9 protein-coding genes are annotated in these 13,315 nt (G+C 62.4%); 1 reads left to right on the top strand and 8 read right to left on the bottom strand.

Annotation, left to right across the window (positions count from 1 at the left end; genetic code table 11):
- Window positions 1–120 precede the first annotated feature (120 nt).
- Entirely contained in the window at window positions 121–1,239 is a 1,119-nt protein-coding gene (locus F7R20_RS03630; protein WP_003200243.1) for a PilT/PilU family type 4a pilus ATPase, read from the top strand.
- Window positions 1,240–1,430: 191 nt separating this feature from the next.
- On the opposite strand, the gene F7R20_RS03625 is transcribed toward F7R20_RS03630, so the two are convergent.
- The 8 genes from F7R20_RS03625 to F7R20_RS03590 all read right to left on the bottom strand — a co-directional run bounded on the left by F7R20_RS03625 (window position 1,431) and on the right by F7R20_RS03590 (window position 13,137).
- A complete protein-coding gene (locus F7R20_RS03625; protein ID WP_003200245.1) occupies window positions 1,431–3,386 on the bottom strand; it encodes an acetoacetate--CoA ligase in 1,956 nt (651 codons plus the stop codon).
- Between the two features lie 158 nt (window positions 3,387–3,544).
- Window positions 3,545–4,321, bottom strand: coding sequence for a 3-hydroxybutyrate dehydrogenase (locus F7R20_RS03620; protein WP_003200247.1), 777 nt, complete (start codon window positions 4,319–4,321; stop codon window positions 3,545–3,547).
- Between the two features lie 7 nt (window positions 4,322–4,328).
- Window positions 4,329–5,720, bottom strand: a complete 1,392-nt coding sequence (locus F7R20_RS03615; RefSeq protein WP_003200250.1) for a GntP family permease — start codon at window positions 5,718–5,720, stop codon at window positions 4,329–4,331.
- Between the two features lie 302 nt (window positions 5,721–6,022).
- A complete protein-coding gene (locus tag F7R20_RS03610) occupies window positions 6,023–7,438 on the bottom strand; it encodes a sigma-54 interaction domain-containing protein (protein WP_003200252.1) in 1,416 nt (471 codons plus the stop codon).
- 144 nt (window positions 7,439–7,582) lie between these two features.
- Window positions 7,583–9,163 (bottom strand): ABC transporter ATP-binding protein, encoded by a 1,581-nt coding sequence (locus F7R20_RS03605; protein ID WP_003200254.1) that lies wholly within the window; start codon window positions 9,161–9,163, stop codon window positions 7,583–7,585.
- A gap of 25 nt (window positions 9,164–9,188) precedes the next feature.
- On the bottom strand, window positions 9,189–10,211 hold the full coding sequence (locus tag F7R20_RS03600) for an ABC transporter permease (RefSeq protein ID WP_003200255.1): 1,023 nt from the start codon (window positions 10,209–10,211) through the stop codon (window positions 9,189–9,191).
- Window positions 10,211–11,269 carry a microcin C ABC transporter permease YejB gene (locus tag F7R20_RS03595; protein WP_003200258.1) on the bottom strand — a complete coding sequence of 353 codons (1,059 nt, stop codon included), beginning with the start codon at window positions 11,267–11,269 and terminating at the stop codon, window positions 10,211–10,213. Before F7R20_RS03595 ends, F7R20_RS03600 begins: the two co-directional genes overlap by 1 nt.
- Window positions 11,269–13,137, bottom strand: a complete 1,869-nt coding sequence (locus F7R20_RS03590) for an extracellular solute-binding protein (protein WP_003200260.1) — start codon at window positions 13,135–13,137, stop codon at window positions 11,269–11,271. The genes F7R20_RS03595 and F7R20_RS03590 overlap by 1 nt, the downstream gene beginning before the upstream one ends.
- Window positions 13,138–13,315 lie beyond the last annotated feature (178 nt).

Below are 13,315 nucleotides of genomic sequence, written 5' to 3'. Positions count from 1 at the left end.
GGCTGTCGTGTCTGTGCCACGGCGTCGACTATCCTCAGAAGAGGGTACATGCGGGTGGGTCTGAAGGGTTTCATGTTCGGCTCAGCTTGTTTCATTGACGTCTCGCGGAAGTTTCAGTCCATGGAAATCGATCCGTTGTTGCGAATCCTGGCGAGCCAGAATGGTTCCGACCTTTACATGTCCACGGGTGCGCCACCGTGCGCGCGTTTCGAGGGCGTGATCAAGCCCTTGGGGAACGAGGCGTTCAAGGTCGGCGACATTGCCAGGCTCGCCGAGTCTCTCATGGACGCCGAACAGCGTCTTGAGTTCGATCGGGAGTTGGAAATGAACCTGGCGATCTCCCTGGCTGGCGTCGGGCGGTTCCGGGTCAATATCTTCAAGCAGCGCAATGACGTGTCCATGGTGATACGCAACGTCAAGCTGGACATTCCGCGCTTCGAAGACCTGAAACTGCCTCGGGTGCTTTTGGACACCATCATGCAGAAACAGGGGTTGATGCTGTTCGTCGGCGCCACAGGCTCGGGCAAGTCGACCTCCCTGGCGGCGCTGATCGATTACCGCAATCGCAACAGCAGCGGCCACATCATCACCATCGAGGACCCGGTGGAGTATATCCATCGGCACAAGAAATCCATCATCAATCAACGGGAAGTCGGTGTCGACACCCGCAGTTTCCATGCAGCCCTGAAAAACACCCTGCGCCAGGCGCCTGACGTGGTGCTGATCGGCGAAATTCGCGACCGGGAAACCATGGAACATGCCCTGGCGTTTGCCGACACCGGGCATCTGGTGATTTCCACCTTGCATGCCCATAACGCCAACCAGGCCCTGGACCGGGTGATCAATTTCTTTCCGGAAGAGCGTCGGCCGCAGTTGCTCAATGACCTGGGCAACAACCTCAAGGCGTTCGTCTCCCAGCGCCTGGTGCGCACCCGCACCGGCCAGCGGCGAGCGGCGGTGGAGGTCATGCTGGGCTCGCCCACGGTGGCCGACCTGATCCGGCGCAACGAGCTCGGCGAGCTCAAGGGCATCATGGAAAAGTCAGAGGAACTGGGGATGCAAACCTTCGATCAGGCGCTGTTCAACCTGGTGGTCGAAGGCGCCATCGATGAGGAAGAAGCGCTGAAAAATGCCGACTCGGCGAACAACCTGCGGTTGCGTTTGAAGTTGCATAGCGAGTCGGGGGCGGCGGCGCCACCGGCCGATCCGGCGGCGGGAGAGTGGGGGCTGGTGGATTGAGTACTTCTGTGGGAACAACACTTGTGGAAGCAAAGCCTGTGATGAGCCTGTGGGAGCAAAGCTTGCTCGCGATGAACGATGACGCGGTAGGTCTGAAAAACCGCGTTGCCTGTATCGCGAGCAAGCTTTGCTCCCACAGACCTGGCTCCCACAAGTGTTTTTGCTCCCCACAGGTCTGAGGCCTGCTCAGTTCAAGTAGCCAGCTCCGGCCGATCCCGAAACTGCTCCAAAGCCCCGGGGTTGGCCAAGGCATCGGTGTTCTTCACCACCTCGCCATGCACCACATTGCGCACCGCCAGCTCCACCACCTTGCCGCTGATGGTTCGCGGAATATCACTGACCGCGAGGATCTTCGCCGGCACATGACGCGGGGTGGTGTTGGCCCGGATGACCTGGCGGATCCGTTGCTCCAGTGCTTCATCCAGTGTCACGCCATCGCGCAGGCGCACGAACAGCACCACCCGGACATCGCCCTGCCATTGCTGGCCGATGGCGACGCAGTCCAGCACTTGCTCGACTTTTTCCACCTGCCGATAGATTTCCGCCGTGCCGATGCGCACACCGCCGGGGTTGAGCACGGCGTCGGAGCGTCCGTGGATCAGGAAGCCGCCGTGGGGCAGTTCTTCGGCGTAGTCACCTTGGGCCCACACGCCGGGAAACTGGGCGAAGTAGGAGGCGTGGAGTTTTTCCTGCCGAGGGTCGTTCCACAAGCCAATGGGCATCGCCGGGAAATGGCGGATGCACACCAACTCACCTTTTTCACCAATGACCGGGTTGCCGGTCTCGTTCCAGACCTGCACGGCCATGCCCAGGCTCTTGCCCTGCATCTCGCCCCGGCGCACCGGTGACAGTGGGTTGCCGTTGACGAAGCAGGACACAATGTCGGTGCCGCCGGACATCGAGGCCAGGCAGACATCGGCCTTGATGTCGCGGTACACGTAATCGTAGCTATGGGGCGCCAGTGCCGAACCGGTGGAGAGCAGGGTTTTCAGGCTGTCCAAACGGTGCGTCTGACGGGGTTTGAGGCCCTCGCTTTCCAGGGCGGCGAGGAATTTGGGGCTGGTGCCGAATACGCTGATGCGCTGCTGATCGATCAGGTCCAGCAAGCGCTCGGGGCCGGGGTGAAACGGCGAACCATCGTAGAGCACCACCGTGCTGCCCACGGCGAGGGCCGACACCAGCCAGTTCCACATCATCCAACCGCAGGTCGTGTAGTAGAACAGCCGATCATCGGGCCCGAGGTCGACGTGCAGGCCATGTTCCTTGACGTGTTGCAGCAGCACGCCACCGGTGCCATGGACGATGCACTTCGGCACGCCGGTGGTGCCGCTGGAATACAGGATGTACAGCGGGTGATCGAAGGGCACGCTGACGAACGCCGGTTCGCCACCGCTTTGATAAAAGTCGTTCCACAACGCGACAGCGGCCGTGGTCTTGAAGTCCTCGACGCGGGCGTCAGGCTGGGCATAAGGCAGTACGATCAATTGCTGCAATGACGGCAATCGTTCAAGGATTTCGTTGACCTTGGCTCGCTGGTCGATGATTTTCCCGGCATAGCGATAACCCGCGCAGGTGATCAACACTTTGGGCTCGATCTGGCCGAACCGGTCAATGACGCCCTGGGTGCCGAAGTCCGGTGACGAGCACGACCAGATAGCGCCCAGGCTGGTGGTGGCGAGCATGCCGACGAGGGTCTGCCAGGTGTTGGGCATGCAAGCGGCGACTCGATCGCCCTGGGTGACGCCGGCGGCTTTGAGGCTTGTTTGCAGGCCGGCGACATGGGCGGCGAGTTCGGCCCAGGTCAGTTGTTCCTGGCCGCCGTTTTCGTCGAGCGCCACCACCGCGACGGCGTCATCGCGGCGGCGCAGCAGGTGTTCGGCGAAGTTCAACGTGGCGCCAGGGAACCACTGGGCGCTGGGCATTTGCGAACCTTCCACCAATACCGCGTCGGGCGCTTGATGAAAGCGAATCTCGAAGAAATCGACAATGGCCTGCCAGAAGGCTTCGCGCTGGTCGATGCTCCAGGCGTGCAGGGTCGGGTAGTCGTGCAGTTGCAGGTGATGTCGCGCGTTGACGAACTGGCGAAAGGCGTTCATGCGCGACTGGGCGATGCGTTCGGGGCTGGGTTGCCAGAGGATGTCGGACATGGGGTGCCTCTTGTTCTTTTGTCGGGCCTGACGATCGTTCCTACGCTCTGCGTGGGAATGCCTCTGGGGACGCTCCGCGTTCCGTTCTTGGGACGCAGAGCGTCCCTGTCTGCATTCCCACGCAGAGCGTGGGAACGATCAGTATCCAGTAGAGAGGGTTATTGAGCCAACCACCCACCATCGATATTCCACGCCGCGCCGCGCACCTGGCTGCCGGCTTCGCTGCACAGGAACAGCACCAGCTCCCCCAGTTGCGGCGGGGTGACGAATTCCAGGGACGGCTGTTTCTCGGCCAACAGATCGTGCTGTGCCTGTTGCGGATCGACGCCAGCGGCAATGCGATCATCGATCTGTTTTTGCACCAGCGGCGTCAGCACCCAGCCCGGGCAGATGGCGTTGCAGGTCACGTTGCTGGTGGCGGTTTCCAGGCCGACCACTTTGGTCAGGCCGATCACCCCATGCTTGGCCGCGACATACGCCGCCTTGCCCACCGAGCCGACCTGACCGTGCACCGAGGCGACGTTGATAATCCGCCCCCAGCCCTTGGCGCGCATGCCCGGCAGGCTCAGGCGGGTGGCGTGGAACACCGAGGACAGGTTGATGGCGATGATCGAGTCCCAGCGCTCCACCGGGAAATCCTCCACGGCGGCCACGTGCTGGATCCCGGCGTTGTTCACCAGGATGTCCGCGCCGCCGAACTCGCGTTCGGCGTAGGCGAGCATATCGGCGATCTGCGCCGGGTCGCTGACGTCGGCCGGATGATGACCGACCTTGCCGCCGAACTGTTTCACCTCGGCGATCACCGCCGAGGCGTCGCCAAAACCGTTGAGGATCAGGTTGGCCCCGGCCTTGGCCAGGCTCAAGGCGATGCCCAGGCCGATGCCGCTGGTAGAACCGGTGACCAGGGCCGTCTTGCCCGAAAGAGTGGTTGTCATGGGAACCTCACACAATGCCAGTGGCGTAGAACACACCGATCACCACGAAGACCGCGAGGGTCTTGATCAGCGTAATGCAGAAAATGTCTTTGTAGGCTTCGCGGTGGGTCAGCCCGGTTACCGCCAGCAGGGTAATCACCGCGCCGTTGTGGGGCAGGGTGTCCATGCCGCCGCTGGCCATGGCGGCTACCCGGTGTAGCACTTCCAGGGGAATGTTGGCGGCGTGTGCGGCGCTGATAAAGGTTTCGGACATCGCCGCCAAAGCGATGCTCATGCCTCCCGAGGCGGAGCCGGTGATGCCCGCCAGCAGCGTGACGGTCACCGCTTCGTTGACCAGTGGGTTGGGAATGCTCTTGAGCCAGTCGGCCAGTACCAGGAAGCCCGGCAAGGATGCGATGACCGCGCCGAAGCCGTATTCCGAAGCGGTGTTCATCGCCGCCAATAAGGCGCCGCCCACGGCGCTCTTGCTGCCTTCGGCGAGTTTGCTGCGAATGGCGCGGAAACCAAACAGCAAGACCATGATGATGCCCACCAGCAACGCCGCCTGCACCGCCCAGATCGCGGTGAGCTTGGCGATGTCGCTGGTCACTGGCGTCGCCATGCCCGGCAGCGCCAGGCTGTGGGTCTTGCCATACCACTGGGGAATCCACTGGGTGAACAACAGGTTCATGAGCCCTACCGCCAACAGTGGCGAAACGGCGATCCAGGGGTTCGGCAGCTTGATGTCTTCAGCGGTTTCCGGCTCGTTGCGCAACTCGGTGCCGTAGCCTTCGCCCGTGCGCTGGGCCTTGTTACGCTGGCGTTGCAGGAACAGCATGCCGAGGCTGAACACGAAGAGCGTGCCGATCACGCCCAGCCACGGTGCGGCCCAGGCAGTGGTGTTGAAGAACGTGCTGGGGATGATGTTCTGGATCTGCGGCGTGCCGGGCAGGGCGTCCATGGTGAACGAGAACGCGCCGAGGGCGATGGTGGCCGGGATCAGGCGCTTGGGGATATTACTCTGGCGAAACATCTCGGCGGCGAACGGGTACACCGCGAACACCACGACGAACAGCGACACGCCGCCATAGGTCAGCAAGGCACAGACCAGCACGATTACCAGCATGGCCTGGCGCGTCCCCAGCAAGCGAATCGCCGCGGCGACGATGGAGCGGGAGAACCCCGACAGTTCGATCAGCTTGCCGAACACCGCGCCGAGCAGGAACACCGGGAAATACAGTTTGATGAAGCCGACCATTTTTTCCATGAACACCCCGGTGAAGGCGGGAGCGACGGCGGACGGGTCGGTGAGCAGGACGGCGCCGAGGGCGGCAATGGGGGCAAAGAGGATAACGCTGTAGCCACGGTAGGCGGCGACCATCAGCAGCGTGAGGGCTGCCAAGGCAATGATCACACTCATGGTGTGTCTCCTGGATTGTTATTGTTGTGGTGAAGCTGTGGGGAGGGCTTTAGCGAGTTTTGTGCCAGGTGTGTAACTGGCTGAAATATAAGGAAATTGTTTGGGGTTGTAGGGCGGGAATGAGAGGTTTGTCTCTGTTTTGAGATTTGTGTGGGGTGTGCAGGCCTCATCGCGAGCAAGCTCGCTCCCACAGTTGGCCGCGTATTTCAGGAGAACCCAGTCCCCCTGTGGGAGCGAGCTTGCTCGCGATGAGCGCAAAGCGCTCCAAAACCATAGGTCTATATTTTGAGAATAAAGTCTCTTTATTGAGACTCCGCAATCCCCAACGCCACCATCTTCTTGTACAACGTCGACCTCCCCAGCCCCAACCGCTCGGCCGCTTCAACCACTTTGCCCCCGCATTGCGCGAGGGTGGTTTCGATCAACTGCCGGTCGAAGCGTGCCCGGGCCTGGCTGAAAGTTTCTTGCGGCAACGGTTCCAGGCTTGGGCTTGCCGTGTGGGTTACCGGTATGAACGTGCCGATGGCGGCGCGGATGTCCGCCGCCGTGAGCACCAGATCATCGCTGAGCAGCGCGGCCCGTTCCAGCACGTTGCGCAGTTCGCGGATGTTGCCCGGCCAGGCGTGTTGCCGCAGCAGGTCGAGGGCGGCGGGGTTCAGTTCGTGCTGGCTGCGCAGTTCTTCAAGGATCGCTTCGCTCAGGGCCGGCAAATCATCCAGGCGTTCGCGCAACGGCGGGACCTGGATCGGCAGCACGTTGAGGCGGTAGTACAGGTCGGCGCGAAACTCTCCGCGCTTGATCGCCGCTTCCAGGTCCATGGAGGTGGCGGCGATTATTCGCACGTCGCTTTGCAGCACCTCATTGGAGCCCACCGGTTCGTATTCCTTTTCCTGGAGCACTCGCAGCAGTTTGCTTTGCAGCGGCAACGGCATGTCGCCGATCTCGTCGAGGAACAGCGTACCGCCTTGGGCGATCTGCAGTTTGCCGGCGCGGCCCTTGCGGTCGGCCCCGGTAAACGCCCCTGGCGCGGTGCCGAAGAATTCGGCTTCCAGCAGCGATTCAGGAATCGCCGCGCTGTTGATGCTGACGAACGCCTTGTGGGCGCGCGGCGAAGCACTGTGGATGGCCTGGGCCAGCAGTTCCTTGCCGGTGCCCGTTTCGCCGAGCAGCAGCACTGGCGAATCGGCGCTGGCGCTGCGCCGGGCACGGCGCTTGACCTCAAGGCCGGCGTTGCTGGTGCCAATGAAATGGGCAAAGTTGTACTTGGTCTGCCGCGCCCGCAGCAGCGAGCGGGTGGAGGCCAGTTCTTCCTGCATGCTCAGGTAGCGCTTGAGCATCGGGGACAGGCTGCGTAACTCATCGAACAAGGCAAAGCCGATGGCGCCGATCACCGCGCCCGCGCTGTCGTGGATCGGCAGGCGCATCACCACCAGGGGCTCCTTGGGCGTGTCCTGCATGTCCAGCAGGATCGGGCGCCCGGTGCGCACCACTTCACGCAACAGGCTGCCGGGAATCACGCTCTCGCACGCCCGGCCAATCGCCTCCTGCGCCGAGTTCAGGCCGAAGCGGCGGGCGTAGCGTTCGTTCATCCAGACGATGTTCGCGTCACGGTCGACAATCACCGTGCCTTCGCTGGACTGCTCGATGATCTCGAACAACGAACGGATCGCCAGCGTGCGGACGCGCTTGTAATCCTTGAGGCTTTCGGTGGGGTTCATGGTCGGGTCCGGATTGTGTGTTGCCTGTCAGGTCCTCATCGCGAGCAAGCTCGCTCCCACAGTTGATCTTCAGTGCGACGCAGACCACTGTGGGAGCGAGCTTGCTCGCGATGAGGGCGACACGAAGCTACGTCATGCGCCGCATTATGCCCACCCCGTATGCGCCGCCGCCAACAACTCCTTGGTATAAGGATGCTGGGGCGAGTCGAACACGTCATGGCTGGCGCCTTGCTCGACCACTTTGCCGTCCTTGATCACGATCATGTCATGGGCCAAGGCACGGATCACCGCCAGGTCGTGGCTGATGAACAGGTAGGTCAAGTCGTACTTCTCCTGGAGCTGACGGAGCAGGGCGACGACTTGTTTCTGCACGGTGCGGTCCAGTGCCGAGGTGGGTTCGTCCAGCAGAATCAACGCAGGCTTGAGCACCAGGGCCCGGGCAATGGCGATGCGCTGGCGCTGGCCGCCGGAGAACTCATGGGGGTAGCGATGACGGGTCGAAGGGTCGAGGCCGACCTCCTTGAGGGCCTGGATCACCCGGGCTTCACACTGTTCGGGGCTGGAAGGCTGGTGGACCTCGAGGCCCTCGCTGATGATCTGCTGCACCGACATGCGCGGGCTGAGGCTGCCGAACGGGTCCTGGAACACCACCTGCATCTGCTTGCGCCACGGCCGCAATGCTTTTTGCGACAGCTGATCGAGGGCCTGGCCCTGGAAGTGAATGCTGCCTTCGGATTCGATCAACCTCAGGATCGCCTGGCCGAGCGTGGACTTGCCGGAACCGGATTCGCCGACGATGCCCAGGGTCTTGCCGCGCTGGATGGACAGGCTGATACCATCCACGGCGCGCAAGTATTCCTTGCGCCGGAACAGGCCGCCGCCCAGGGGGAAACTGACGTGCAGGTCCTGTACCTGCAGCACCTCTTCGCGCTCGTCCCGGGGCAGGGCTTCGCCTTCCGGTTCGGCGTGCAGCAGCTCACAGCTGTAGGGGTGTTTCGGCGCGTTGAAGAGGGTTTCGCAGGGCGCCTGTTCGACGATTTCTCCATCCTTCATCACGCACACCCGTTGGGCGATGCTGCGCACCAGGTTCAGGTCGTGGCTGATCAATAGCATGGACATGCCAAGCCGTTGCTGCAGCGACTTGAGCAGCAGCAGAATCTTGCGCTGCACGGTCACGTCCAATGCAGTGGTCGGTTCGTCGGCAATCAACAGTTCCGGCTCGCAGGCCAGGGCCATGGCGATGATGACCCGCTGCCGCTGGCCACCGGACAGTTGATGGGGATAGGCCTTGAGTCGCTCGACGGGGTTTTGAATGCCAACCAGGGCCAGCAGCTCCAGAATGCGCTGGCGCGCGGCTTTGCCTCCCAGGCCCTTGTGCAGCATCAGCGTTTCGCCGATCTGCTTTTCGACGCTGTGCAGCGGATTCAGCGAAGTCATCGGCTCCTGGAAGATCATGGCGATCCGGTTGCCGCGCAGCTCCCGCAGGGCCGTGGTATCGGCGCTCACCAGTTCCTGGCCGCGATAGCGAATGCTGCCGGTGGTGCGGGCTTCTGTCTCGGGCAACAGTTGCAGGATCGAGTGGGCCGTCACTGACTTGCCGGAGCCGGACTCGCCCACCAGGGCCAGGCATTCGCCGGGGCGGATGTCCAGGCACAGGTTGCGCACCACCGTCTGGTCGTTGAAGGCCACGCTCAGGTCGCGGATTTCGATCAGGTTGTCGCTCATCTCAAGGTTCCGCTTCATGGCCGTTTCATGATCGTGGGTCGAACGCGTCTCGCAACGCTTCGCCGATAAACACCAGTAGAGAAAGAATCAGCGCCAGGGTGAAAAACGCCGTGAGCCCCAGCCACGGCGCTTGCAGGTTCTGCTTGCCCTGGGCAATCAATTCGCCCAGCGACGCGCTGCCGGCCGGCATGCCGAAACCGAGGAAGTCCAGGGCGGTGAGGGTGGAGATTGCCCCGGTGAGGATGAAGGGCAGGTAGCTCAGGGTGGCGTTCATCGCGTTGGGCAGGATATGCCGCACAATCACCTTGCGGTCCGACAAACCCAGGGCTCGGGCGGCCTTCACGTATTCCAGGTTGCGCCCGCGCAGGAACTCGGCGCGGACCACGTCCACCAGGGCCAGCCAGGAAAACAGCGCCATGATCCCCAGCAGCCACCAGAAGTTCGGCTCCACGAAGCCGGACAGGATGATCAGCAAGTAGAGCACCGGCAGCCCGGACCAGACTTCCAGCAAGCGTTGCCCGAGCAAATCCACCCAGCCACCGTAATAGCCCTGCAATGCACCGGCGGCGATGCCGATCAGCGCGCTGATGGCGGTCAGGGCCAGGGCGAACAGGATCGACACTCGCGCGCCGAAGATCACCCGGGCCAGCACGTCCCGGGACTGGTCATCGGTGCCCAGCCAGTTCACCGATGTGGGAGGGCTCGGGGCCGGCTGGTTGAGGTCGTAGTTGGGCGTGTCGTCGCTGAACGGAATCGGTGGAAACCACAGCCAGCCGCCGTCCTTGTGGATCAGGTTCTGCACGTAGCTGCTGCGGTAGTCGGCCTGGAACGGCAGTTGGCCACCGAATTCCTGTTCGGTATGGCGCTTGAACACCGGGAAATACAGCGAGCCCTGGTAACTGACCACCAGCGGCTTGTCATTGGCGATCAACTCGCCGCCCAGGCTCAGGATGAACAGGCCGATGAACAGCCACAGCGACCACCAGCCCCGACGGTTTTTCTTGAAGCGTTCGAAGCGCCGACGGCCCAAGGGGGAAAACTTGAACATCAGGCGTTCCTCGCGGCGAAGTCGATGCGCGGGTCCACCAGGGTGTAGCAGAGGTCGCCGATGAGTTTGATCAGCAGACCGAACAACGTGAAGATGAACAGCGAACCGAACACCACCGGATAATCCCGGGACACCGCGGCCTCGTAGCTCATGCGTCCCAGGCCGTCGAGGGAAAAAATCACCTCGATCAGCAAGGAACCGGCGAAGAACACGCTGATGAACGCCTGGGGAATACCCGATACCACCAGCAGCATCGCGTTGCGGAACACGTGGCCGTACAGCACCCGGCGTTCGCTCATGCCCTTGGCCCGCGCGGTGACCACGTACTGGCGGGTGATTTCATTGAGGAACGAGTTCTTGGTCAGGATCGTCAGGGTGGCGAAGCCACCGATCACCAGCGACGTGACCGGCAGCACCAGGTGCCAGAAGTAATCGGCGATCTTGCCCAGCGTCGACAACGACTCGAAGTTGTCCGATACCAGCCCGCGCACCGGAAACCAGTTCAGCGAGGTGCCGCCGGCGAACACCACGATCAGGAACATCGCGAAGAGGAACGCCGGCATGGCATAGCCAATGATGATCGCCGTGCTGCTCCACACATCGAACGCGGAACCGTGACGCACGGCCTTGCGAATGCCCAGGGGAATCGACACCAGGTAGGTGAGCAGCGTCGCCCAGAGACCGAGGGAAATGGTCACCGGCATTTTTTCCAGGATCAGGTCGGTGACCGTGGCACCGCGGAAGAAGCTCTTGCCGAAGTCCAGGCGAGCGTAGCTGCTGAGCATCAGCCACAGGCGTTCGTGGGCCGGTTTGTCGAAGCCGTATTGTTTCTCGATGTCCTTGATCAACTGTGGATCGAGCCCCCGGCTGGCGCGGGAACTGCCGGTCATGGTGTTGCCCGAACTGCCAATGCTGGCGCCGCCGATGCCTTGCAGGTGAGCGATGGCCTGTTCCACCGGCCCGCCCGGCGCGGCCTGTACGATGACGAAGTTCACCAGCAGGATGATCACCAGGGTCGGAATGATCAGCAGCAGGCGTCTTGCGATATAAGCCCACATCAATGCCGCCCTCCGGGTGTGCCGCGCCTGATGAGTTCGGCACGCATCTGCTCGTTGGTCAACGGTGTGCTGCTCACTTCCCACCAGCTCTCGATGGCTTCGTCATTGCTGGCCTGTACCTTCGGGATGCCGAAGCGGTTCCACCACACGGTCGAGCTGCCCGGCGGGTAATAGTTGGGGATCCAGTAGTAATTCCATTGCAGCACCCGGTCCAGTGCACGGGCGTGGTGGAGCATGTCGGCTTTGGTCGTGGCCTTGACCAGGCCGTCGATCAGGGCATCCACCGCCGGGTTCTGCAGGGCCATGTAGTTGTTGGCCCCCGGGTCGTTGGCCGCCGCCGAGCCAAAGTAGTTGTAGAGTTCCAGACCCGGCGAGGTGCTGACCGGGTAGCCGGTGATGATCATGTCGTAGTCACGGCTCATCAGGCGATTGACGTATTGGGACGCGTCGATGCGCCGGATGCTCATGTCGATGCCAATCTGCGCCAGGGTGCGCTTGTAGGGCAGCAACAGGCGATCCATACCGTTCTGGCTGTTCAGGAACGTGAAGCTCAGCGGCTCGCCCTCGGCATTCACCAGGCGGTCGCCGTCCGGTTTCCAGCCGGCCTGTTCCAGCAACGCCAGGGCTTGCAGTTGTTTGTCGCGGATCACGCCACTGCCGTCGGTTTTCGGAGCCTGGAAGACTTGAGTGAAGACTTCGTCGGGAATCTGTCCGCGCAACGGCTCGAGGATCGCCCGTTCGCCGGTATCGGGCAGTTCTCGAGCGGCGAGTTCAGTGTTGGAAAAGTAACTCTGCTGACGCACATAGACATTGCGCATCATCTGGCGATTGCTCCATTCGAAATCCCAGAGCATCGCCAGGGCCTGGCGCACACGACGATCCTGGAACTGCGGTTTCTGCAGGTTGAAGACGAAACCCTGGGCGGTCTGGGGAGCCTCGGTGGCCAGGTGGGCCTTTTGCAGGCGACCGTCGTGCAGGGCCGGGCTGTCATAGCCGATGGCATAGCCGGTGGCGGAGAACTCGCGATTGTAGTCATAGGCGCCGCCGCGCAGCACCTGGCGGGCCACATCGGTGTCGCCAAAATACTCGATGCTGAAGTGGTCGAAGTTGTAGAGGCCGCGACTGACTGGCAGGTCCTTGCCCCACCAATCGGCATTGCGCTCGAAGGTAATGCTGCGCCCGGAATCGACCTTGCTCACCCTATATGGACCGCTGCCCAGTGGCGCCTCGTAGCCACCGCCGTTGGCGAAATCGCGGGTCTTCCACCAATGTTCGGGAAGGACCGGCAAGGTGGCGATGTCCAGGGGCAGGGTGCGGCTTTCATTGTTCTTGAAGTTGAAGCGCACGGTGCGCTCGTCCTCGACCACGACGTCCTTGACCGCCGCGAACTGGGTGCGATAGCGCAGGCTGCCCTGGGTCATCAACAGCTCGAAGCTGTAGCGCACGTCCTCGGCGGTAATGGGCTTGCCATCGGCGAAGCGCGCCTTGGGGTTCAGGTAGAAGCGCAGGGACAGGCCATCGTCGGCCCGCTCCATCTTCTGCGCTACCAGGCCATAGACGGTATAGGGTTCATCCAGCGAGCGCTGGGCCAGGGGCGAATACAGCATCCCGTCGATCTGGCTGACGCCGATGCCTTTGTCGATGTAGGGCAGGATGTGGTCGAAGTGGCCGATCTCGACGGCCGAGCGGCGCAGGGTCCCGCCTTTGGGGGCCTGGGGATTGGTGTAGGCGAAGTGGCCGAAGCCTTCGGCATATTTGGCCGGTTCGCCATAGACGGTCAGGGCATGTTGCGGTGCTGCATCGACGCCGACGGCGCCTGTCAGCAGGACCACGGCAGTCAATAGCAGGGAAGGGAACGCCAGTCGCATTGTCAGCCTTAAAGCCGGGTGATCGATGACACGATTTGTACGCGAGCGGCGCGTGGATCGCCAGTCCTTATGGCGAAGGGATTTATCTGTGGGGGCAAGGCCTGTGGGAGCAAGGCTTGCCCGCGATGGCCGCGCCGCGGTCCAACAGCTAAACCGCGTTATCGTTCATCGCGGGCAA

The organism is Pseudomonas brassicacearum subsp. brassicacearum (genome assembly GCF_008801605.1).
Classification (GTDB): Bacteria; Pseudomonadota; Gammaproteobacteria; order Pseudomonadales; family Pseudomonadaceae; genus Aquipseudomonas; species Aquipseudomonas brassicacearum.
The sequence above is the reverse complement of the archived record's forward strand: the minus strand, read 5'-3'. Positions and strand labels throughout refer to the sequence as shown.